18 protein-coding genes are annotated in these 21,741 nt (G+C 62.4%); 14 read left to right on the top strand and 4 right to left on the bottom strand.

All coding sequences use genetic code 11. From position 1 onward, the window contains the following. Window positions 1–22: 22 nt before the first annotated feature. The 7 genes from GGQ74_RS06845 (at window position 23) to GGQ74_RS06815 (ending at window position 7,058) form a co-directional block, all read left to right on the top strand. Window positions 23–706 carry a Crp/Fnr family transcriptional regulator gene (locus tag GGQ74_RS06845; protein WP_167940749.1) on the top strand — a complete coding sequence of 228 codons (684 nt, stop codon included), beginning with the start codon at window positions 23–25 and terminating at the stop codon, window positions 704–706. A 16-nt stretch (window positions 707–722) separates the two neighbouring features. Next, window positions 723–1,250: a PH domain-containing protein gene (locus GGQ74_RS06840; RefSeq protein WP_167940748.1), complete on the top strand. Its 528-nt coding sequence runs from the start codon at window positions 723–725 to the stop codon at window positions 1,248–1,250. Window positions 1,251–1,493: 243 nt separating this feature from the next. Further along, window positions 1,494–3,113: a hydroxylamine reductase gene (hcp, locus tag GGQ74_RS06835; RefSeq protein WP_167940747.1), complete on the top strand. Its 1,620-nt coding sequence runs from the start codon at window positions 1,494–1,496 to the stop codon at window positions 3,111–3,113. 174 nt (window positions 3,114–3,287) lie between these two features. Next, window positions 3,288–3,845, top strand: a complete 558-nt coding sequence (locus GGQ74_RS06830; RefSeq protein WP_167940746.1) for a cytochrome c3 family protein — start codon at window positions 3,288–3,290, stop codon at window positions 3,843–3,845. Between the two features lie 35 nt (window positions 3,846–3,880). Continuing rightward, window positions 3,881–5,269, top strand: coding sequence for a multiheme c-type cytochrome (locus GGQ74_RS06825; protein WP_167940745.1), 1,389 nt, complete (start codon window positions 3,881–3,883; stop codon window positions 5,267–5,269). 186 nt (window positions 5,270–5,455) lie between these two features. Further along, window positions 5,456–6,226 (top strand): ATP-binding protein, encoded by a 771-nt coding sequence (locus tag GGQ74_RS06820; RefSeq protein ID WP_167940744.1) that lies wholly within the window; start codon window positions 5,456–5,458, stop codon window positions 6,224–6,226. 148 nt (window positions 6,227–6,374) lie between these two features. Then, window positions 6,375–7,058: a flagellar brake domain-containing protein gene (locus tag GGQ74_RS06815; RefSeq protein ID WP_167940743.1), complete on the top strand. Its 684-nt coding sequence runs from the start codon at window positions 6,375–6,377 to the stop codon at window positions 7,056–7,058. A 57-nt stretch (window positions 7,059–7,115) separates the two neighbouring features. Here the strand turns inward: GGQ74_RS06815 and GGQ74_RS06810 are convergent, their stop codons facing one another. Further along, window positions 7,116–8,450, bottom strand: a complete 1,335-nt coding sequence (locus GGQ74_RS06810; protein ID WP_167940742.1) for a sensor domain-containing diguanylate cyclase — start codon at window positions 8,448–8,450, stop codon at window positions 7,116–7,118. A gap of 181 nt (window positions 8,451–8,631) precedes the next feature. Between GGQ74_RS06810 and GGQ74_RS06805 the strand changes: the two genes are divergently transcribed. Continuing rightward, window positions 8,632–10,035, top strand: a complete 1,404-nt coding sequence (locus GGQ74_RS06805) for a sigma-54-dependent transcriptional regulator (RefSeq protein WP_167940741.1) — start codon at window positions 8,632–8,634, stop codon at window positions 10,033–10,035. 225 nt (window positions 10,036–10,260) lie between these two features. Then, a complete protein-coding gene (locus GGQ74_RS06800) occupies window positions 10,261–12,273 on the top strand; it encodes a HAMP domain-containing methyl-accepting chemotaxis protein (RefSeq protein WP_167940740.1) in 2,013 nt (670 codons plus the stop codon). Between the two features lie 121 nt (window positions 12,274–12,394). Here the strand turns inward: GGQ74_RS06800 and GGQ74_RS16270 are convergent, their stop codons facing one another. Together GGQ74_RS16270 and GGQ74_RS06795 are read right to left on the bottom strand one after the other, a co-directional pair. Next, complete coding sequence (locus GGQ74_RS16270) at window positions 12,395–14,395, bottom strand: ribonucleoside triphosphate reductase (RefSeq protein ID WP_342448599.1); 2,001 nt, start codon at window positions 14,393–14,395, stop codon at window positions 12,395–12,397. Beyond that, a complete protein-coding gene (locus tag GGQ74_RS06795) occupies window positions 14,319–15,068 on the bottom strand; it encodes an anaerobic ribonucleoside-triphosphate reductase activating protein (RefSeq protein ID WP_167940739.1) in 750 nt (249 codons plus the stop codon). Before GGQ74_RS06795 ends, GGQ74_RS16270 begins: the two co-directional genes overlap by 77 nt. A gap of 1,081 nt (window positions 15,069–16,149) precedes the next feature. On the opposite strand from GGQ74_RS06795, the gene GGQ74_RS06790 reads away from it, so the two are divergent. Beyond that, entirely contained in the window at window positions 16,150–16,623 is a 474-nt protein-coding gene (locus GGQ74_RS06790; RefSeq protein WP_167940738.1) for a response regulator, read from the top strand. Window positions 16,624–16,701: 78 nt separating this feature from the next. Here GGQ74_RS06790 and GGQ74_RS06785 read toward each other — a convergent pair whose 3' ends face one another. After that, window positions 16,702–17,829, bottom strand: a complete 1,128-nt coding sequence (locus GGQ74_RS06785) for an iron-containing alcohol dehydrogenase family protein (RefSeq protein ID WP_167940737.1) — start codon at window positions 17,827–17,829, stop codon at window positions 16,702–16,704. Window positions 17,830–18,218: 389 nt separating this feature from the next. Between GGQ74_RS06785 and phnD the strand changes: the two genes are divergently transcribed. The 4 genes from phnD to phnE (GGQ74_RS06765) all read left to right on the top strand — a co-directional run bounded on the left by phnD (window position 18,219) and on the right by phnE (GGQ74_RS06765) (window position 21,670). Continuing rightward, entirely contained in the window at window positions 18,219–19,223 is a 1,005-nt protein-coding gene (gene phnD / locus GGQ74_RS06780) for a phosphate/phosphite/phosphonate ABC transporter substrate-binding protein (protein ID WP_167940736.1), read from the top strand. Window positions 19,224–19,326: 103 nt separating this feature from the next. Continuing rightward, window positions 19,327–20,094 carry a phosphonate ABC transporter ATP-binding protein gene (gene phnC / locus GGQ74_RS06775; RefSeq protein ID WP_167940735.1) on the top strand — a complete coding sequence of 256 codons (768 nt, stop codon included), beginning with the start codon at window positions 19,327–19,329 and terminating at the stop codon, window positions 20,092–20,094. Beyond that, the gene (gene phnE / locus GGQ74_RS06770; RefSeq protein ID WP_167940734.1) at window positions 20,091–20,879 is read left to right on the top strand and encodes a phosphonate ABC transporter, permease protein PhnE; all 789 of its coding nucleotides are present in this window, start codon (window positions 20,091–20,093) and stop codon (window positions 20,877–20,879) included. The genes phnC and phnE (GGQ74_RS06770) overlap by 4 nt, the downstream gene beginning before the upstream one ends. Further along, window positions 20,876–21,670, top strand: a complete 795-nt coding sequence (gene phnE / locus GGQ74_RS06765; RefSeq protein ID WP_167940733.1) for a phosphonate ABC transporter, permease protein PhnE — start codon at window positions 20,876–20,878, stop codon at window positions 21,668–21,670. The genes phnE (GGQ74_RS06770) and phnE (GGQ74_RS06765) overlap by 4 nt, the downstream gene beginning before the upstream one ends. The last annotated feature ends 71 nt before the right edge of the window (window positions 21,671–21,741 follow it).

The following is a 21,741-nucleotide window of genomic DNA, read 5'->3' as shown; positions in this document are numbered from 1 at the left end:
CCCGGTCAGAGGGCGCAACGACATGGAAAAGATCGAATTCATGGCAACGCTGCCCCTGTTCAAGGGGCTTCCCGATGACCATATGCGGGCCGTGGCCGACATCGCCGTGGACACGCGTCTTGCGCGCGGGCGGAGCATCTTCGCCGAGGGTGACGAGGCCGACGGCTTCTATGTGGTCTTCGAGGGGCAGGTGAAGATATTCAAGGTCTCCCCCGAGGGGCGGGAGCAGATCATCCACATCTACGGACCCGGCGAGACCTTCGCCGAGGTGCCGGTGTTCGAGGGTGGACGCTTTCCGGCCAGCGCGGAGACCACGGCGGCATCGCGTCTGCTGTATTTTTCGCGCGAGGGGCTGTTGCGGCTCATCGAGCGGGACGCCGGAGTCGCCCTGAACATGCTGGCCATCATGGCCGCGAAGCTGCGGCGTTTTACGGTGAAGCTCGAAAATCTCACCCTGCGCGAGATGCCCCAGCGTCTCGCCGCCTATCTGCTCGATCTGTCCGAACGCAGCGCCTCGGCGAGCGAATTGGAACTGGACATTGCCAAGGGACATCTGGCAAGCCTGCTCGGCACCGCGCAGGAGACGCTCTCGCGCGTGCTACGGCGCATGAGCGATGCGGGAATCATCGCCGTGGACGGCCGTCGTATCGTGCTGGTGCGCATTGAACGCCTTGAGGCACTGGCCTCGGGCGAGGAACGCTTGTGAATCGAGAGGATTTTTCATGAATAGACTCTTCCCCGTGCCCATGCGCGGCGTGGTGATTGGCATGCTGCTCGTGTTCGCGGCCTCCGTCACCGCCGCCACCATCTGGAGCTTCCGCTCCGGCATCATGTGGACCGGCATCTGTCTTCTGGCCGTGGCCGTGCCCATCACGGCGCTCTACTGGTACATGCTCTACGTGAACCCCTCGCGCACGCGCATCATCGTGGATGAGGGACGGGTGTTCGTCGAGGCTCCGCCCTTCCTGCGCGCCACCGTCACCCTCGATACCGTGACCCGCGCCTTTGTTACAGACCTCGACACGGACGAGACGCTCAATCCGCTGAAGAAGGAGCGCTGCATGGCCTACTTCGGCTACCGCTCCGGCATGTTCATGCTGCCTGCGGGCCGCGAGGCCGTGGTGGTCAGCCGCTCCTCGCGCGTGTTGTGCCTCAAGACGCCTGATTTGTTCTACATCCTCGGCCCAAAGGATCTCGACGGACTCGTCGAGGCCGTTCGCGCCAGCATTCCGGTGGACACCGGCAACTAGCCGGAAGCCCTTTCGCCATCTCGGGGGACGCGTGGTCATGCCGCGCGTCCCTTTTCTTTTGCGCGGCGTGGGGGATCATGGTTTGATTCCCGTATGCGATCGAGCCACCGCGTCGTGCCGCCATTGAAAATGTTCCGCGAAAGCGGGCGTTTTGACCTGCGTCAAACACTCTCGCCTCCATCACGGGTAGCACTCGGGGAAGACGTGAACGCAAACCCTGCGATACCAACAGGAGGATGAGACATGTTCTGTTACCAGTGCGAACAGCGGGCCGCCGGGGCCTGCACCAAGATTGGCGTGTGCGGAAAGAAGCCGGACGTGGCCGCCCTTCAGGATCTGCTGACCTATCTGCTGCGCGGCCTCGCCGTGGTCGCCCGCGAAGGGCGGCGCGTGGGCGTGACGGACCGCGAGGCGGACCGCTTCATGGCCGTCGGCCTTTTCTCCACGCTGACCAACGTCAATTTTGATCCGGACCGCTTCCACGACCTTGCCGCCCGCGCTATCGAATTGCGCGAGGGGCTGAAGGTCCGCGTGAAAGCTGCGGGTGGAGCCGCCACCTACGCCGAGCGCGCCGCGAACTATACTCCCGCCGCCGGGGCGGACCTCGCGGCCGAGGGCGAGCGCTGCGGGCTGGGCGTCGATCACTCCGCCGATGCGGATATCCGCTCGTTGCAGCACACGGTGCTCTTCGGTCTGCGCGGTGTGGCCGCCTACGCCGATCATGCGCGGATTCTCGGGCAGGAGAGCGACGAGGTGTACGCCTTCATGCACGAGGGCATGGCCGCCATTTACGACGATCTGGACCTTGGCGCATGGGTGGCGTTGGCGCTTCGCACCGGCGAGGTGAACCTCAAGGTCATGGAGCTTCTGGACGCCGCCAATACCGGAACGTACGGGCACCCCGTGCCCACTGAGGTGCCGCTTGGCCCGCGTAGGGGTAAGGCCATCCTCGTTTCCGGGCATGACCTGAAGGACCTGCGCGACCTCTTGGAGCAGACCGAGGGCAAGGGCATCAGCGTCTACACCCATGGCGAGATGCTGCCCTGTCACGGGTATCCGGAACTGAAGAAGTTTGCCCATTTCCACGGGCATTACGGCACCGCGTGGCAGAACCAGCAGAAGGAATTCGCGGCGTTCCCCGGTGCCATCCTCATGACCACAAACTGCATCCAGAAGCCCGCGTCGTCGTACATGGACAACATCTTCACCACCGGCCTCGTGGGCTGGCCCGGCGCGACGCACGTGAAGAACGGCGACTTCGGACCGGTCATCGACAAGGCGCTGGCCATGGACGGATTCGCCGCCGACGAAGACCGGGGCAGTGTGCTGACCGGCTTTGCCCACAACGCCGTGCTCGGCGTGGCCGACAAGGTCATCGACGCGGTGAAGTCCGGCGCGATCCGCCACTTCTTCCTCGTCGCCGGGTGTGACGGGGCCAAGCCCGGTCGCAACTACTACACCGAGTTCGTGGAGAAGGTCCCCGCCGACTGCGTGGTGCTGACCCTCGCTTGCGGCAAGTTCCGCTTTTTCGACAAGAAACTCGGCGACATTGGCGGCATCCCCCGCCTGCTTGACGTGGGGCAGTGCAACGACGCCTACTCCGCCATCCGCATCGCCGTGGCCCTTGCCGAGGCCTTCGGCTGCGGTGTGAATGATCTGCCGCTGTCCATGGTCCTCTCGTGGTACGAGCAGAAGGCCGTGGCCATCCTGCTGACACTGCTGCATCTGGGAATCAAGGATATCCGTCTCGGGCCCACGCTGCCGGAGTTCATCACGCCAAACGTCCTTGGCGTGCTGGTCGAGAATTACGGCATTCGGCCCATCACCACGCCGGACGAGGACCTCGCGGCTATCCTCGGATAATTGCCTCGCCGACATTGCCTGACATGACGGGCGGGAACTGCGCATGGTCGCGGTTCCTGCCCTTTTTCGTTTCCAATGGTTTTTCGAAATGGGTGGTCACACAGTGGGGGATGGGGTATCATCCGGAGTATCTGCGCGCTGTGCCGCGTATGGATCACAATCCGGAGGGGCGTCATGAAGGGATGGATCAGGCCGGTTGTGTGGATCGCGTTCGGAATAGTGCTCGCGTTTCCGCTGTTCAGCATGCTGTATTACACGATGGTGCGCACATCGACGCCGCAGTTCTGCGCCTCGTGCCACGAGATACGTTTTGCCTACAACACGTGGAAGACGTCGAGCCATGTCAACAACGGTCAGGGCGCCGTGGCGGACTGCATGGACTGCCACCTCCCTGCGCCGCAGGATACCGTGAATTTCTTCTACATGAAGACGGCGCACGGCATACGTGACGTGGTTCTGCACTTCGTCAAGGGATCGGATGCCTACGACCACGCCGTGCAGCGCGAAAAGGCCTATGCTTCGTTCAAGAACGAGCAGTGCCAGAAGTGCCATCGCAACATCCTGCATATCCCGGACAGGCGAGGGGCCATGCTGGCTCATCGTTCCGTGTTGTACCCCATGCCGGGATACGAGAAGCGGTGCGTGGATTGCCATCGCGATCTGGTGCATAACCCACGGCATTTCTATGATTACAAGCAATTGCGGCCGAACGCGTCGCTAGCGGGACTGTAGGCCGTGTCAAAACCGGACGAGCCGAGGAGGAGGCCATGAAGAAACGCAGTGTGCCCGCGGCGCTTGGCGTCGCGCTTGTGGTGGTGGCCGTGACTGCGGTCGCCGCTCTCGCCCAGAACTATCCGAAGGTGCGCGAGTTTCGGCTCGAACGGGCCATGCCCGCCGAGGCCGAGGCCTGCATCGAGTGCCACCGCACCGAGCATCCGGGGCTGTATGCCGACTGGGCGCGTAGCCGTCACGCCAGCGCGGGCATCACTTGTCTGGACTGTCATCAGGCCGATCCGGTGGACAAGGACGTCAGTCAGGAGCACTACCGTCAGTACGAGCGTAGCGATACCCCGTGGGGCCGCAAGGAGTACAAGGTTCCCGTGGCCGGGGTGGTCACGCCCAAGGACTGCTCGCGCTGCCATCCCGACGAGGTGAAGCAGTATTCGCGTTCCAAGCACGCCAATACCATAGAGATCATCTGGAAGATCGACCCGTGGCTGAACAAGGGCATGAACTCCGACAACGAGCGCAAGACCGGCTGTTTCTACTGTCACGGCACGGTGCTTAAGATGAAGGACGGCAAGCTCGATTCCGCCACATGGCCCAACGTCGGCGTGGGGCGTGTGAATCTGGACGGCTCCCTCGGAAGCTGCACGAGCTGCCACACCCGCCATCGTTTCTCGGTGATGGACGCCCGCAAGCCCGAGGCCTGCGGCCAGTGTCACCTCGGTCCTGACCACCCGCAGATCGAGATATTCACCGAATCCAAGCACGGCGATATCTACGCCGCCTTCGGCCACGAATACACGTGGGATTCCGCACCCGGCACCTGGACACCGGGCGTTGATTTCCGCGGGCCGACCTGCGCCTCCTGCCACATGTCCGGCGCGGGGACCGTGCGCACCAGCCATGACGTGACCGAGCGTCTCTCGTGGGAGACGCAGGCTCCGCTGACCGTGCGCCCGCAGGACTTCAAGCCCTTCCCGGCGCGCACGGATTGGAAGACAGAGCGCGACAAGATGGCCGAGGTCTGCGGACAGTGCCACGGCCGCAAGTGGATCGACGACTTCTACGTCGATTTCGACAAGGCGGTGGAGGAATACAACGAGGGCTATTTCAAGCCCGCCAAGGCCATGCTCGATCAGCTCTACGAGAAGGGGCTTCTGGATCAGAAGACCTTCTTCGACGAGAAACTGGAGGTCGAGTTCTATGAACTGTGGCACCACGAGGGCCGTCGGGCGCGCATGGGCGCGATGATGATGGCCCCGGATTACGCGTGGTGGCATGGCTTCTACGAATGCAAGCACCGCTTCAACGGGTTCATGGAGGAGGCCAACCACCTTATCAAGACCGGCTCCAAGGCCTACGTGTATCCCACTTTCCCGGGCACCGGTGGCGACACCACTCGCCCGCCGGAAATCTTCGGCAAGCAGTAACGACTACGCGGCCCCCGCTCCGGAAGGAACGGGGGCCGTTTGCTTTCGTGGCGGGGGCTATGGATGGGAACATGCCGGAAACTTCACCAATTGACCTGCGTCAAGGCGGCGTAGGCGGCGATTTCGTATGGTCGCATGAACGGGGCGGAGTGCCGCTTCCGAAAATGCAACAGGGAGAATTGCGACATGGCTGCGATCATCCGCAAGATCATCGAGATAGACGAGGAACTGTGCAACGGCTGCGGGCAGTGCGTGCCCGCCTGCGCCGAGGGCGCGCTGTCCATCGTGAACGGCAAGGCCCGTGTGGTGCGCGATATGTTCTGCGATGGCCTTGGGGCCTGCCTTGGCGAGTGCCCCACCGGGGCGCTGCGGATCATCGAGCGTGAGGCCGATCCTTTCGACGAGGAGGCGGCCATGGCGCATGTGGAGCGTACGCGCGTGGCTGCCGGGGGCGGGTGTCCGGGCACGGCCCTGCGGACCTTCGCGCCTCACGGGGGCGGGTGCCCCGGTTCCGCCATGGCGACTTTCGATGCCGCTTCCGGCGCGGCGTCGGCCGACGCGCCATCCCGTGTCGGCGACCTCATGCATTGGCCGGTGCAGATTCGGCTCATTCCGCCACACGCGCCGTTTCTGAACGGTGCGGACCTCATCGTCGCGGCGGACTGCGCGCCCGTGGCCATGCCGGATTTCCATGCGCGTTTCGTGGGCGGCAACGCGGTTATGATCGGCTGTCCCAAGTTCGACGACGCGGGGTATGTGGAGCGGTTCCGGCAGCTCTTTTCCACTGCGGACGTCAGGAGTGTCACCGTGGTGCGCATGGAGGTGCCATGCTGTCAGGGGCTTCCCGTCGCGGTCCGCGAGGGGCTGCGCCAGAGCGGGCGCGATGTGCCGTATCGTGAGGTTGTGGTGGGGCGCAGGGGCGACATTCTTCCCGTCTCGCAGAGGGAGTCACAGTGAAGCGCCGAAGGGAGGGGTGGCCCCGTTCTGTGCCGGAAATCGTATGTGCGATGTGGCGGAATTGCTTGCGCAATGGCGGTGAAGCGGTATAGAAATGGAAGAGTTGGGGTGTGCGGTGAAAACGGTGGACTAACGGGGCGGAGGGGCAGTGGCGAGGAAGCGTCCGGAAATCGAGTCGAAGCAGGGCAACGATCTCAACATCAGCATCGGAACGCGGATGCTGGTCGAGCCTGCGGGCATGGGCGACCGCTTCAAGACGGATTTCGTCGGGATGGTGCGCGGGCAGTATCTCATCGTCCGCGTGCCGCGCATTCCTGGACTCAACGATTATCTGTACGTCGAGAAGGTCGTCACCGTGCGCTATCTGCACGAGGGGCAGGTCTTCGGCTTCGGTTCCGAGGTGCTGTGGAACCTCACAGCCCCGTTTCGGCTGCTCTTTCTGCGCTACCCCAAGACCATCGAAACGCTCAACCTGCGCAAGGCCCAGCGCGTGGACTGCTTCCTGCCCGTGCAGGTTGGTAGCGGCGAAGGGGAGGGGCAGTATGTCCAGTCCGGCGGCATGATGCTCAACCTGAGCGCTGGCGGCTGCCAACTGGTGCTCGACAGCGCGGAGGACGCGGAGATGCCATCCTTCGCGGTGGATTCGCGCCTTGATGTCTCTTTCACCATGGTCGGTTCCGACCGGAGCATAAAGCTCACTGGCAAGGTCAAGAACGTGTCCCTGCATCGAAGCCGCATGTATCTTGGTGTGATGTTTCACGAATTGGACGATGAGCACCGTATGGCCATCAACACCTACGTCGAGAGCGTCAACGACTATCTGCTGGATTGATTCCGGCCGGTTTCTTCCCTCTCCATTCTTCCCCATCCAAGTCCCGGTACGCCGGACCTATCGTGCGACGACCCTGTCGCGTCCCTCTCCCTTTGCCTCATAGAGGGCCGAGTCCGCTCGTGAGAGCAGTTCGTCCAGCGATTCGCCGTTCCCCTTGTACTGGGCCACACCGATGCTGACCGTGATATGGAACGGCCCCTTGGGCGAGTGCATGGCGTGGTTCGCCACGGCGGCGCGAATGCGTTCGGCCGCCTGAATGCCCGCCGCTCTCGGCGTGGCCGGGAGCACCGCCGCGAACTCCTCTCCGCCGATGCGTCCAAAGGCGTCGACCTCGCGCAGGATGTTCCGGCAAACCTTGACCAGTGCCTTGAGCACCTCGTCGCCCGTGGCGTGGCCGTAGGTGTCGTTGACGTTCTTGAACAGGTCGATGTCGAGCATGAGCAGCGAAAGCGGGTGCCCGTAGCGCCGTGAGCGTTCGATTTCCTTCTGGGCGAGTTCCATGAAGTGGCGGCGGTTGAAGGCCCCGGTCAGCGCGTCGTGGTTCGCAAGATGCACGAGGCGCGCTTCGGCGCGCTTCTTTCCCGTGATGTCCCTGTAGAACCAGATGCGCCCGTGCAGAGTGCCCGCCTCGTCGCGTAGGCCACGGGAGTGGCGTTCCAGCATGCGCCCGTCGGTCAGGGCAATTTCCGCGCCCTGTTCGGCCTCCTCCGGGTGTTCACGCAGATGCTCGTGCACGGCGTCGAAGCCTTCGCGGTCCGTGATGCGGGAGCGCATGTGCGCAAGCACGGCGCGATAGTCGTTGCGCGGCAGGCTCTCCGGCGTGATTTCCCACAGTTCGTAGAAATGGCGGTTGGCGAGGATGACCCGGTCCGTGAAGTCCACGGCCACGATGCCGTCCGGCGAGACCTCCTGTTGCGCGGTGAGTAGCGCGTTGCGCCAGAGCATGGCCAGATGGCCTTCGATGGCCTCGCGTAGTTTGTCCAGCAGGAAGATGCTGTCCTCGCTGTGCTTTTTTTCCTTGAAGTCCATGGCGCACAGCGTGCCGAAGACGGAGCCGTCGGGCATGAGAATTGGGACGCCCATGTACGAGACAAGACCGTAGTCCACGTCCGGGTTTCCAGCCCAGCGTGGGTCCTTGAGCGCGTTGGGCACCACGAGTCTCTCCCTGCGGCGGATGATTTCCTCGCAGTAGAATCCGCTGCCCCCCAAGGGGGCGCGTTCGCCGGGGCGGAAGGGGTTGCCCTCGGTGCGGCTGGCGATGAGCACCTCGATGTCCGGATCGTCCACGCGGGTGATGAGCCCGACGGGAACCCCGATGGTGCGGGACATGACATCCACGATGTCCTGCCAACTGGACATGATGTCCTCGGTGATCATCTGCTTCTTCGACATGTCACGCCTCCGGGGGGCTCTTCCGATGCCGGGTGGGACCGCACTTCGCGTATGATGACACTTTCGCCGACGAGGTCGCATGTGTCAAATGGGGGCGGGCGATTCATTGCGCGGCGTTGGCTGATTGCCGGTGGTGGTATATGATGGGGGTCTTCGTCCGTTCAGTCGCAAGGAGCACGGCATGGCAAGCGTCCTCGTTGTGGATGTCGATCCCTTTATCAGAGAGTATCTGCGCAATGCCCTTGAGCGCACGGGGCATATCGTCTCGGCGGTCGAGTCCGTGGAGGCTGCGGGAATGGCCGGGCTGACCCGGCGATTCGACGTGGCCTTCCTCGACGCCAATCTGCCCGACGGGGACGCGATAGGCATGCTCGGCGCGTTTCGCAATCGTCTCGACGGGCCGGAGACCATTGTCCTTTCGTCCATGGCGGACCCGGATCTCGCGGAGCGCGCCATGCGGGCCGGGGCGTGGGATTTCATCGTCAAGCCATGTTCCCTCGACCGCCTGACGCATTCGTTGCGTCGCGCACTCATGTATCGCGCCAAGCGCAGTGAGGCGCTACCGCCGCGCCTTCGCAACTGCGGCATCGTCGGCAACAGCGCGGCGATCAGGCAGTGCCTCGAACAGGCTGGCTTGGCGGCTGCCGGACGCGCCGACGTGCTCATCACCGGCGAGACCGGCACAGGCAAGGACATCTTCGCGCGGGCCATCCACCAGTCGTCGGCGCTGGCCAACAGGCCTTTCGTCGTGGTCGATTGCGCGGCGCTGCCTTCAGGGCTGGCCGAGAGCATCCTTTTCGGTCATGTGCGCGGGGCCTTCACCGGAGCGGACACCACACGATCGGGACTCATCCGGCAGGCCGACGGCGGCACGCTGTTTCTCGACGAGGTTGGTGAACTGCCGCCGGAGGTGCAGTCCACGTTTCTGCGCGTGTTGCAGGAGCGGCGCTATCGTCCCGTTGGTGCGCGCCACGAGGAGGCGAGTGACTTCCGGCTCATTGCCGCCACCAACCGTGAGCTTGCGGATATGACCGCCGCAGGGCGCTTTCGTAGCGACCTGCTGTTCCGGCTCAATTCCTTTGTGCTGCGCCTGCCCCCCCTGCGCGAGCGGCGCGAGGATATCGCCGCGCTCGCCGTGCATCTACTGGCCCGCGAGGCCCGGCGGGACTGCTGCGAGGTCAAGGGCGCCAGTCCCGAATTCCTCGCCGTGCTTGCCGCGCATGACTGGCCGGGAAACGTCCGCGAGCTGGTGCATGTGCTGCGGGCCGCCATTCTCGCCGCCGGAGGCGAGCCGACTCTGCATCCTCAACATCTGCCGGTGGAACTCAAGGTCTGCTACATGCGCGGTGCCATGGGCGATGCTGGCGAGTCCGCGCAAGACCGCGAACCGCAGGGCCACGTCTCCGGCCAGCCCATGGCGTGGCGCGAGTATCGGCGACGGGTGCTCGATGAGGCCGAACGCCGCTATATGGCCGACATCATGCGCCATGCCGGGGGTGACGCCCGGCGTGCCATGGAGCTTTCCGGGCTGAAGAGCGCCCGTTTCTATCAGCTTCTGCGCCAGCACGGGCGCGATCTGTCCTGATTCCTTCCAGTCTGTTTTTTTCGGAATGTGAGTCCGATTTCATCGCAATGCGCAGTGTGCGGAGTTGTGTTCCGTTGCGTTGCTCGTGATATGTATTTGAAATGTTTTATGTGGTGTTTGGCGGAATTGTGGAACGGTTCTTGATGTGCGTCCTTCGATGGAATGAATGATGGGTTCGGCGCTTGTCGAACGTCATTGTACAAAACCGCAACAAGGGGGGCGCGGATGCTCAAGAACATGAAGCTCGGTGTGAAGATGACGCTCGGCTTCGCCGTCGTGCTTGTTCTGACGGCCATGGTAGCCGGGGTGGGGCTTCGCGGCATGACTGGCGTGAACGACCGCGTGGACAAGGTCGGTTCCATGACCCGTCTCGTCGCGCTCATTCTCGATGCGCGGTTGCAGGAAAAGAACTTCATCATGCGCGGCAGCAAGGAGTATGTGGAGAAGCAGGTCGCCTTCATCGAGGATTTGCGTAACGAGGCGAAGCTGGTTCGGGCCAAGTTCTCGGACCCGTTGAACATCGAGCAGGTCGATACCATTGTGAACAAGGTCAATGATTACGGCAAGGCCTTCGGCGCGTATGTTGATCTGAACGGCAAGCGTGACGAGACGATGGGCGTCATGCGGACCGTGGCCCGTGACGCGCTGGCCAAGACCGAAGAGATCGGCAAGAGCCAGAAGGCAGCCTACGAGGTCCTCGCGGCCAGTGGATCAGCCACCCGTGAGCAGTTGCAGGCCAAGTTGCTCAACGCCGACGACGCGGCGCATTTCATTAGGCTGTTCATCGACGCCCGCAAGAATGAGAAGGAAGTCATCATTTCTCGTGAGGACAAGTTCCGTCAACTCGTCAACGGCAACATCGCCACCATCCTCGAAGGGTTGCGCAAGATGCAGGCCCGGATGGACAACCCGCGCGACGTGGCCATGGTCGAGGGCGTCATCGCCGCCGTGCAGAAGTATCATGCCGCATTCACCGAGTACGACGCCATCATGGCGAAGCAGAAGCAGGCCGAGGACTCCATGGTCCTCGCGGCGCGCGAGGCGCGCGGTGTGTGCATCGAGGCTCGCAAGGATCAGGAAGGCAAGATGAGCGAGGAGATCAATTCCTCGAACATGATGATCTTCACCGGTGCTGGCATTGCCGGTGCCATCGGCATTCTTGCCGCTCTCATCATCACTCGCGCCATTACCGGTCCTATCCGCCAGGGCGTGAGCTTCGCGCAGTCCATCGCCGATGGCGACCTCGGCGCGAAGATCGAACTCGACCAGCGCGACGAGATCGGCATGCTGGCCGGAGCGCTGCGCAACATGGTCCGCCGCCTGAGCGATGTGGTGGGCGAGGTGCAAAGCGCGGGACAGAACGTGTCCACAGGCAGTCAGCAGCTTTCCGCCTCGTCGGAATCCCTTTCGCAGGGAGCGACCGAGCAGGCCGCATCCGTGGAGGAGATTTCCTCAAGCATGGAGCAGATGACGGCCAACATCCGTCAGAACGCCGAAAACGCCCTGCAAACCGAAAAGATCGCCATCCAGTCCGCCACGGACGCCGAAACCGGCGGCAAGGCCGTGACCGATACTGTGGATGCCATGAAGCAGATTGCCGACAAGATTTCCATTATTGAGGAAATCGCCCGTCAGACCAATCTGCTGGCGCTTAACGCGGCCATTGAGGCAGCGCGGGCCGGTGAACATGGCAAGGGCTTCGCCGTCGTCGCAGCCGAGGTGCGCAAGCTCGCTGAGCGTAGTGGCGCAGCGGCCGCGGAAATCAGCGAGCTGTCCTCGTCCAGCGTGGAGGTTGCCGAACGCGCGGGCGAGATGCTGACCAAGATGGTCCCGGACATCAAGCGCACCGCCGAACTGGTGCAGGAGATCGCCGCGGCCAGTAACGAGCAGAACTCCGGCGCGGAGCAGATCAATCAGGCCATTCAGCAGCTCGATCAGGTGGTGCAGCAGAATGCATCCGCCGCCGAGGAAATGGCTTCCACCTCCACGGAGCTGTCGAGTCAGGCGGAACAGCTCCAGCAGACCATGGCCTACTTCCGGCTGAACGGGCACGGCTCGGGTGGCGGCGTGCGTGCCGTGGCCAGTCGTTCGGCGATGCCATCGCGCCAGCTTGGCAGCGCATCCCATGCTCCGGCCCGCCCGGCCGCCAAGCCCGCCCCTGCCTCGTCGTCAGGTTCGTCCGGCAGCGGCATTTCGATTGATATGGGCGAGGGCGACGACGAGTTCGAGCGCTTCTGATCGCGCAACCGCGCCGGGCGGCACAACGGTTCGTCCTGCGTATGATGCAGTAATCGTACAACGAAAAAGGCCCCGGCTCGTGAGAGCCGGGGCCTTGTCATATTCGGGTGTGGAGTGTCGATCAGCAGTGGTCGCAGACGTGCTCGAAGGTGACGCGATCGTCGTATTCGGCCTGCTTGCCCTTGTTCCAGCGGCTGACCGGGCGGTAGTAGCCCACGATGCGGGTGTACACCTCGGCCTCCTTGCCGCAGGTGGGGCAGGTGAAGTGTTCGCCGGGGATGTAGCCGTGCTCGTTGCAGACCGAGAAGGTCGGCGTGATGGAGAGGAACGGCAGCTTCGTGTTGGTGAAGGTGCGCACGATGAAGTTCTTCAGGGCAGTGGTGTCGCTGACCGCCTCGCCGAGGTAGGTGTGGAACACCGTTCCGCCGGTGTACATGGGCTGCAGCTTGTCCTGATGCTCCAGCGCGAAGATGACGTCGTCGGAGATGCCGACGGGCAACGCGGTGGAGTTGGTGTAGTAGGGCACGCCGTTGCCGGAGGCATTGATGTCCGCGTAGAGGGCCTTGTCGATCTTGGCCAGCCGGTAGCTCGTTCCCTCGGCCGGAGTGGCTTCGAGGTTATAGAGGTGGCCGGTCTCCTCCTGGAAGCGTGCGGTGATGTCCTGCAGATGCGTGAGCACGCGCTGCATGAGCCGCGTTCCGCCCGGAGTCTCGATGCCCTTGCCGAGCAGGTTCTGGCAGGCCTCGTGTCCGCCGACAAGCCCGATGGTGGAGAAATGGCCGTTGAAGCCATTCTTCAGGTAGCGGTGCGACCACGGGAACATGCCGCGTTCGAGGTTGTCATTGATGAGCTTACGCTTGAACTCCAGCGAGTCACGCGCCAGCTCTGCATATTCGCGGATGAGGTCGAGGAAGTCCTCCTCGCCCTGTGAGAGGTAGGCGAGCTTGGGCAGGTTGAGGGTAACCACGCCGATGGAGCCGGTGAGGTCGCCCGCGCCGAAGAGTCCGCCAACCTTCTTGCGCAGCTCGCGCAGGTCCATCTTGAGCCGGCAGCACATGGAGCGCACGTCTTCGGGGCTGATGTCCGAGTTGATGAAGTTCTGGAAGTAGGGGACGCCGTACTTCGCAGTGAGCTTCAGCAGCAGTTCGCCGATCTCGGACTCCCACGGGAAGTCGCCGGTGATGTTGTAGGTGGGGATGGGGAAGGAGAAGATGCGGCCGTTGCTGTCGCCGTTGAGCATGACTTCCAGGAACGCCCTGTTGATCCACTCCATCTCCTGCTCGTACTCGCCGTAGGTCGAATCGAGGAGCTTGCCGCCGACGATGACCGCCTCGTTCTTGATATGCTTCGGGCAGGCGAGGTCGAAGGTGAGGTTCGTGAACGGGCTCTGGCCGCCCCATCGCGAGGTGGTGTTCAGGTTGAACACGAACTTTTGCATGGCCTGCAGCACGTCGTCGTAGTCGAGACCGTCGTGCCGGATAAAGGGCGCGAGGTAGGTGTCTACGTTGTTGAAGGCCTGCGCACCGGCCCACTCGTTCTGGAGCGTGCCGAGGAAGTTGACCATCTGGCCGAGCGCAGAGTCGAAATGCCGGGCCGGACCGGCGCACGAGCGGCCTTCGAGGTTGAAGCCTTCAAGCAGCAGATCGCGCAGGCTCCAGCCCGCGCAGTACCCGGCCAGACCGAAGGACAGGTCGTGGATGTGGAAGTAGCCGTGCTCGTGGGCAAGGCGCACTTCCTCGGGATACTTCTCAAGGGCGTAGCGGGCCTGAATGGAGCCGGAAAGGTGCAGCATCAGTCCCTGGAACGAGTGGGACATGTTGGCGTTTTCCGCGACGCGCCAGTCCGCCTTGGACATGTAGTTGTCGATGGTGTCCTTGACGTTCAGGTAGGCGTTGTCGTGCGCGCGGAACTCGCGGCGCTTCTCGCGATAGATGATGTATTTCTTGGCCACGGCGTAGAGGCGGGACTCCATGAGTACCTGCTCCACCATGTCCTGCACGTGCTCCTGCTCGGGAACCTCGATGCCAGCGAGCTTTGATTCGACCTTACGAGCCAACCGCTTGGAGAGCAGCGGATCCTTGATGCCGTTGGCCTTGAGGGCCTTGAATATGGCATTCGCAATCCGATCCCGCGACCATGTCTCCAGGCAACCGTCCCGTTTGAGAATCTGTTTGGGCATCTGGCGTCCTCCGAGGTGCAACGTACTTTTGTTCGGTTAGGGCAAAACCCGCGGGCAGATAGCCGCGGACCGTCTCGATGTCTTCGTCCGTGAGCATGGGGACCTTGGTGGTCCTGAAGTAGAAGCGTCCGGGAGCGGAGCGCGCGAGGTCGAATATCTGTTCGATGTTCGCGCGCGCTTCGGCGGCGTCGACGGCGTTGCCCGTGAGGGCGGGATATTTGGCGAAGGGGCCTTTCACGTCCACGGCGAAGGTCTTGACCAGATCGGTGGCCGCCAGCTCGCGCACCACGTCGGGTCGCATGCCGTTGGTGTCGAGCTTGATGGGCAGGCCCGCCGAGCCGAGGTCGGCGAGGAAGGTAGAAAGCCCAGGCACGGTGGTCGGTTCGCCGCCGGTGACGGTGATGCCGTCCAACCATTTCGCCCGTCGGGAGAGGAACCCGAGCAGGGCGGTCTTGTCGATGCGGGGCAGGCTTTCGTGCCGCCAGGCCATCTCGCCGTTATGACAGGTGGGGCAGTGCAGGTTGCACCCCCCGAGAAAAACCACGCAGCACGTGTTTCCGGGCCAGTCGCAAAGGCTGAATCGCTCGAAACCACGTACGAATTTCCAGGGTTCCATGTGCCGCGTTCCTGATCCTTGGTGTTTCATCGGTTCATGTCGAAGGCCGCAGGCGACACCGATGCGCGAGCGGCGGAATGCAAGGCGGTTTGAGTCTCGTTTGCGGCGTTCATCTGGCCGTCTTCATCGGCTTCGCAGGGTGTGCGAAAGGCCGACGAGGGGCGGGCGTCTGGCCGTCCGGCGGTTCGGGCGGCGGGTGCCGAAGCGTTCCTTGCTGTTTGAAAAAGTAGTTATTTGAGGGAGTTAAAGAAACGTAACAAAGTCTCAAGAACATAGTCCAAAAGGGCGGGGAGGTAAAGGGGAGTCCCGGAAAATGCTTGTCGTCGAAAACGCAAGTATTCCGTGCGGTTTTGCGGATGATGTGGATGATGGCGAAGTCATTCACAGTGTTTTTCACATGTGGTTTGCGGCTATCATCCTGAAATAGCGTCTAATGTATGCTCCGCTTGTGGAAAAGAATGTTCCGCCGCTGCATGGTAATGGCAGAAAATGCGTGTAAATCGGAGCTATGAAAATCTTTGAAGACGTATTCTGAGCTCGTTGCATATAAGCTTCCAAAATGGAGAAATGCAGGCAACGGGTGTGGAACGTGGTGTTGGGTTGTGGACGACGGGCGTAGCGGAGTGTGGGACACAGGAGGCCGTGCCGGTCGCGGGGCGTGAGGTAGGGGGTAGAATCAGTCATGTCATTGTGGATGAATGCTGTAATGCATCGAATTAAATGGGATTATGTGCAGAGTTGTGCAGGGAGGACGCTCTGGCGATGCATGGCAAATGCGTTGACAGTTTTGAATCATGCATTTTGTTATGACGACACGCTGATCATGCTTGGGTGCGGGAGGTGTCGAATGTATTGACAAAAAAGAGGAAATGTTCTTTACAATCTACAAAGGTTGAAAGATTTGCGGAGTCGTTTCGGTGGAAGACGTGTGTTCCAGGTTGTGGAATGGCACATTTTGTGCCGTGGCCGTCCATGGAGGTGTTGTTTCCGGGGGGTGGCATCCCGGGAATGACGCGCTCCGCCGAACGCCGGATGTTTCGCTTTCCGTGCGCCGCGAAGCATCCCGAGGGTTGTTGAACGCATGGAAGAGAAAAAGGTGAATCCATCGGTTTCCTGTCGTGCGGCGCAGGGGGATGCAGCCGTCGGAGTGCCCGATCTTCCGCGTCTCAATATCCTGCTGGTCGAAGACAACGCCGTGAATCAGACCTTTGCGTTGATGATACTGCGGCGCTACGGGCATCGCGTGAAGGCGGTGTCCGATGGTCGAAAGGCCATCGAGGAGCTGTGCAAAGCGTCATATGATCTCGTCCTCATGGATATTCGCATGCCGGGCATGAGCGGAGACGAGGCTGCACGAAGCATACGCAAGGCGGACTCCGGTGTTCTCGATCCGGAAATCCCCATCATTGCGATGACGGCTCATAGTACGCCGGAGGATGTGCAGTCGTTTATGGATGCTGGTATGGACGGATTCATAGGCAAGCCCATGACATGGGAGATGGTGTTGCATGCCATCCGCGAAACGCTGGTGCGCCGGGAGAGACTTCCCGGCTGAAGCGCGCCGCGCGAGTGGAGAAGGTTCGGCCCCCGTTCGAAAGGACGGGGGCCGAACCTTTTTGGCGTTGGGCGCCGGTCAGGCGAAGAGGCGGTCGAGCAGCAGGGTGACGTGCTCTGCCGTGATCGTCAGCGGGTTGGCCTTGGTTGAGCCGGAGACGAGGGTCTCCTCGATGACGGCGGCGCGATCCGGCAGCGGTTGACCCGAGAAGGGATTGCCGATGTCGAATTCGTCGAGCATGGCATGGATGGCGTCCAGCAGGTCCGTGCCGATGGCGCGGGACATTTCATCGTAGCGCTCGCCCATGGCCTCGCGGTTGAGTTCCACGGCGAGGGGCAGGCATACGCCGCAGGTCAGTCCGTGGGGTTGGTGGTAGCGCGCGCCCAGCGGGTGGGCCAGACCATGCACCACGCCGAGGCGCGACGAGGCGAAGCCCAGTCCGGCGAGATAGCTGCCAGTGAGGATGCCCTCGGCGTGGGCGGGGGCGACGTGCCCGGCGTCCCTCGCGCCGCGGTAGGCCGGTGCGAGGTTCGTGCACAGCAGTTCGAGGCCCCTCAGCGCAAGGGCTTGCGAATGCCATGTCGCGAAGCGGCTGGTGTAGGACTCCACGGCCTGCGTCACGGCGTCGAGCCCCGAGGACGCGACGACGGACGCGGGGCAGGATTCGAGGAGCGAGGGATCGAGCAGGACGAGGCTGGCGGTCATGCTCCGTGAGCGGAAGGATTTCTTCACGCCGGTCTGCGTATTGGTGAGGACGGCCACCGGAGTCGCCTCGGAGCCTGTTCCAGCCGTGGTCGGCACGGCGATGAAGGGCAGTCCGGGGCCATCGACCGGCGCACCGTCGTGATACTGGACGCTCGGCATGGGCAGGGCATGGAGTCCGGCGCAGGCCTTGGCGATGTCGAGCACGCTGCCGCCGCCAACGGCCGCTATCCACTCCGCGTGGTTTTCGCGGGCAAAGGCGAGCAGGGCGTCCAGCGCGTCGAGAGTCGGTTCGCCACCGGGATGTTCCCACGGCAGGCAGGTGATGTTGGTCGGCGTTGCGTCGAGAATATGGCCGAGCACGCCGCTGCGGCGCAGGCTGGCACCATGGACGAGCACGCCGCGCGCGCCGAAGCGGGATGCGTGCAGGGCGACGCTGTGTGCAACGCCCAGCCCCGAGCGGGTTTCAGCGGGAACGACAAGAACTTCGGGAATCGTGAGCATTGTGTCTCCGAAATCACGAGCGGCCACGTGGGCCGATTGCTGGTTTTGACGCCTTTTGGAGCGTCGTGCCCGGTGTCACTTTGTGGACGGCCGGACGACGTGGACGCCAACTGCCTTGAAAGATAGAAAAAGGCAATCGAAGTTGGTTGGCGGTAGTGAGAAAAAGTATAAAAATTTTCATCGCCAGAAGGCAATAATCTTGTGAAAACGCCATTTTTCATATAAGGGGGCGCTGGCGGCTATTCAAAGGAAAGAGCCGTTTTGCCGGAACGTTCCGGCGCTCTCTAAATGTGTGTGCACTGCCGAAGACGCTCCGGCGTGCAGGTTGCCGACGGCATGAGGTCTGGGAATCCGTTTCCCGTTCACAAACCTGATTGAGGAGGGCTGTGATGGCCAAGAGAATTCTTACCGCTCTGCTGGTCGTGTTGATGGCTGCATGGGCTGCTGTTGCGTATGCGGACGATTGTCTGAATCGTGGTCAGCTCGACGAGATGTACTGTGACGGGGACAACGACCTCGTCGCCGATTCCCCCAAGGATCCCTCGCAGTGGAAGGATCCGAGCACGCTGGTCTTCACCTACACCCCTGTTGAGGACCCCGCCGTGTACAAGGACGCCTTCGCCGATTTCCAGGCCTACCTTGAGAAGGCCACCGGCAAGCGAGTCGTGTACTACACCGTTCAGTCCAATGCCGCCGAGGTCGAGGCCATGCGCTCCGGCCGCCTGCACATCGCGGGCTTCTCGACCGGCCCCACCGGCTTTGCCGTCAATCTGGCGGGTTACGTTCCCATGGCCGTCAAGGGCTACGCCGACGGCTTCCAGGGCTACAACCTCATCATGATCGTCCGCAAGGACAGCCCCTACCAGAAGATGGAAGACCTGAAGGGCAAGGTCGTGGCTCACACCTCCGCCTCCTCCAACTCCGGCAACCTTGCGCCGCGCGCGCTGTTCCCCAAGCTGGGTCTGGTTCCGGACGAGGATTACCGTGTCGTCTACTCCGGCAAGCATGACCAGTCCGTCATGGGCGTGGCCCACGGCGACTACGATGCCGCTCCCGTCGCTTCCGACGTGTTCGAGCGCATGGCCGCCGCTGGCCGCATCAACAAGGACGATTTCCGCGTCATCTTCCGCAGCCCCAAGTTCCCCACCTCGTCCTTCGGTTATGCTCATGACCTGAAGCCCGAGCTGGTCCAGAAGATCGTCGGTGCGTTCCACACCTACCGCTTCCCCCCGGCGATGCAGAAGACCTTCAAGGGTGCCGACCGCTTCTACCCCGTGACCTACATGGCCGACTGGCAGGTCATTCGTGACATCGCCGAAGCCACCGGTACCGCCTACAACAAGGCGGGCCTGAAGAAGATGGCCGAGAAGGAAGCCGCGAAGGCCAAGAAGTAAGTGTCTGCAACCCGCTGAAAACGCGGGATGTTCATTCCAGACCCGGAAGGGCGAAAGCCCTTCCGGGTCCACACGTGTAAGGACCCCGAGAAAAGTGTCTACGATGAACGATTCTGAGCGCTCCCTGCGTATCGAAAACCTGGTTAAGGAATACGTGCCCGGAAAGCCCGTCCTCAAAGGAATCTCCTTCGAGGTCGTCGGCCGTTCCACCACCGCCATCATAGGCCCCTCCGGCACGGGCAAGTCCACCCTGATTCGCTGCATCAACAGGCTGATCGATCCCACCAGCGGAAACATTAGCATTTCCGGGCTGGACATCACTGGACTTTCCGGCAAGGACCTTCGCGTCGCCCGCCGCCGTATCGGCATGGTCTTCCAGGAGTTCAACCTGGTCGAACGTCTCTCCGTCATGGAGAACGTGCTGTGTGGCCGACTCGGCTACCTGCCCGTCTGGCGCGCGTGGCTGCGCAGGTTCCCCAAGGATGACATCGAGCGTGCGTTCCACCTGCTCGACAGCGTTGGTCTGATCGACTTCGCCAACGCCCGCGCCGACAGCCTTTCCGGCGGCCAGCGTCAGCGTGTCGGCATCGCCCGCGCACTGATGCAGGACCCGCACATCCTGCTGGCTGACGAACCCACGTCCTCGCTCGACCCCAAGACCTCCGTGGAGATCATGGAGCTTCTGACCAAGGTCTGCACCGACCGTCAGATTCCGCTCTTGATCAACATCCACGACGTGACCCTCGGCAAGCGCTTTGCCGACCGCGTCATCGGCATGAGCAAGGGCCATGTGGTGTTCGACGGAACTCCGGACGCTCTCGAACCCCGCCACCTTCAGGAAATCTACGGCGGCAAGGACTGGCTGCAATGAGCGCTCAGGCAATGCGGAGGGAATCGCCCTTCAAACCGAACTGGTGGGCGCGGCTGGGCTATCTGCTTGCCTTTGCCTATGCGCTCTATGCCATGTCGTTTCTGGATATCTCGTGGTCCCGCTTCATCTCTGGCCTCGGTAACGGCGCGGATTTCCTATCGGAAATGGTGCCGCCGAACTTCGAGCGCTGGAAACTGCTTGTCGGCAACCTGCTCGAAACCATCCAGATCGCGGTCATTGCCTCGGCCTTCGGCGTGCTTTTCTCGCTTCCGATCGGCCTGTGCTCGGCCCGAAACCTCATGCCCGACTGGCTGACCTGGCCCGCACGAACAGTCATCTGCATCTGCCGCTCGTTCCACCCCGTGATTTTCGCAATTCTGTTCGTGAAGGCCGTGGGCTTCGGACCTCTGGCCGGCATTCTCACTCTCGTGTTCGCGTCCATCGGCTTCATCGGCAAGCTGTTCGCCGAGGCCATCGAGGAGATCAGCCTCAAGCCCGTCGAGGCTCTGCGCGCCGCAGGTGCCCCGTTCATGAGTGTGCTCGTGTTCGGCGTGCTGCCGCAGGTGTTCAACCGCTTCGTGGGCTTCGCGTCGTATCAGTTCGACGCGAACCTGCGTAACTCCACGATGGTCGGCATTGTCGGCGCGGGCGGTATCGGCGGCACGCTGTTCGCCGCGTTCCAGCGCTTCGACTATGACTTCCTCTGCGCGATCCTGATCTCGATCATCGCATTGATCATGGTATCGGAATTCCTGTCGGTGAAAGTGAAGGCATTGTTCCGATGAGCAACACCAGAAAATGGGTGCGCCTGACCCCCGCCGAGCGGCTGGGCCGGTTCGCCTTCTACCTTATCGCTGTGGCCGCGTTCATGATGTCGGTGAGGACCGTCGAGGTCATCCCCGAATTCCTGTACGACGCACCCCTGCAGGTGCAGGACCTCTTCTCGCGCATGTGGCCCCTCGACTTCGCCTATTATCCCGAAGGGCTCCACGGTCCGCTGCTGGAGACGCTGCACATCGCCTCCCTCGGCACGCTTCTGGCCATCGTCATGGCGTTGCCCGTGGGCCTCATGGCGGCCGAGAACATCACGCGCGTTCCGGTGCTCAACTGGTTTGCCAAGCTGATTCTCGTCTCCTCGCGTACGGTCAACTCCCTCGTGTGGGCACTGCTGTTCGTGGCCGTGTTCGGTCCCGGCGCTCTGGCCGGAACCGTGGCCATCGGCTTCCGCTCCATCGGCTTCTGCGGCAAGATGTTCGCCGAGGCTCTGGAAGAGGCCAGCGAAGGCCCCGTCGAGGCGCTTAAGGCCGCTGGCGCTCCGTGGCTGACGGTGTTCCTCAAGGGCTACTGGCCGCAGGTCGCTCCGGCGTTCTGGGGCATCCTGCTCTTCCGCTGGGACATCAACGTCCGTGAGTCCTCGGTCATCGGCCTCGTGGGTGCGGGTGGCATCGGCATGGCTCTCGACACCGCGCTGAACCTCTTCGAGTGGGACCGCGTCGGCGTCGTGCTGGTGTGCATCTTCTCCATCGTCATCCTCGCCGAGATCCTGGTCACCAACATCCGCAAGCGCATCATCTAGCGTTCCCCCGAACGCTGGATTCGCCTGAAATGCAGAGGGGACGGAACATCATGTTCCGTCCCCTCTTTTCA

Source organism: Desulfobaculum xiamenense, assembly GCF_011927665.1.
GTDB lineage: Bacteria > Desulfobacterota > Desulfovibrionia > Desulfovibrionales > Desulfovibrionaceae > Desulfobaculum > Desulfobaculum xiamenense.
Note: the sequence above shows the minus strand (reverse complement) of the source record. Positions and strands in the feature narration are given on the sequence as shown.

Excerpts from the sequence above, each read along its gene's own strand:
- GGQ74_RS06805 (WP_167940741.1), top strand. The coding sequence starts at position 8,632 with ATGGCAAGCGTCCTCGTTGTGGATGTCGATCCCTTTATCAGAGAGTAT.
- phnD (WP_167940736.1), top strand. The coding sequence starts at position 18,219 with ATGGCCAAGAGAATTCTTACCGCTCTGCTGGTCGTGTTGATGGCTGCA.
- GGQ74_RS06820 (WP_167940744.1), top strand. The coding sequence starts at position 5,456 with ATGGCTGCGATCATCCGCAAGATCATCGAGATAGACGAGGAACTGTGC.
- GGQ74_RS06810 (WP_167940742.1), bottom strand. The coding sequence starts at position 8,450 with ATGTCGAAGAAGCAGATGATCACCGAGGACATCATGTCCAGTTGGCAG.
- GGQ74_RS06825 (WP_167940745.1), top strand. The coding sequence starts at position 3,881 with ATGAAGAAACGCAGTGTGCCCGCGGCGCTTGGCGTCGCGCTTGTGGTG.
- GGQ74_RS06845 (WP_167940749.1), top strand. The coding sequence starts at position 23 with ATGGAAAAGATCGAATTCATGGCAACGCTGCCCCTGTTCAAGGGGCTT.
- phnC (WP_167940735.1), top strand. The coding sequence starts at position 19,327 with ATGAACGATTCTGAGCGCTCCCTGCGTATCGAAAACCTGGTTAAGGAA.
- hcp (WP_167940747.1), top strand. The coding sequence starts at position 1,494 with ATGTTCTGTTACCAGTGCGAACAGCGGGCCGCCGGGGCCTGCACCAAG.
- GGQ74_RS06790 (WP_167940738.1), top strand. The coding sequence starts at position 16,150 with ATGGAAGAGAAAAAGGTGAATCCATCGGTTTCCTGTCGTGCGGCGCAG.
- GGQ74_RS06795 (WP_167940739.1), bottom strand. The coding sequence starts at position 15,068 with ATGGAACCCTGGAAATTCGTACGTGGTTTCGAGCGATTCAGCCTTTGC.
- phnE (WP_167940733.1), top strand. The coding sequence starts at position 20,876 with ATGAGCAACACCAGAAAATGGGTGCGCCTGACCCCCGCCGAGCGGCTG.
- GGQ74_RS06840 (WP_167940748.1), top strand. The coding sequence starts at position 723 with ATGAATAGACTCTTCCCCGTGCCCATGCGCGGCGTGGTGATTGGCATG.
- GGQ74_RS06800 (WP_167940740.1), top strand. The coding sequence starts at position 10,261 with ATGCTCAAGAACATGAAGCTCGGTGTGAAGATGACGCTCGGCTTCGCC.
- GGQ74_RS06785 (WP_167940737.1), bottom strand. The coding sequence starts at position 17,829 with ATGCTCACGATTCCCGAAGTTCTTGTCGTTCCCGCTGAAACCCGCTCG.
- GGQ74_RS06830 (WP_167940746.1), top strand. The coding sequence starts at position 3,288 with ATGAAGGGATGGATCAGGCCGGTTGTGTGGATCGCGTTCGGAATAGTG.
- phnE (WP_167940734.1), top strand. The coding sequence starts at position 20,091 with ATGAGCGCTCAGGCAATGCGGAGGGAATCGCCCTTCAAACCGAACTGG.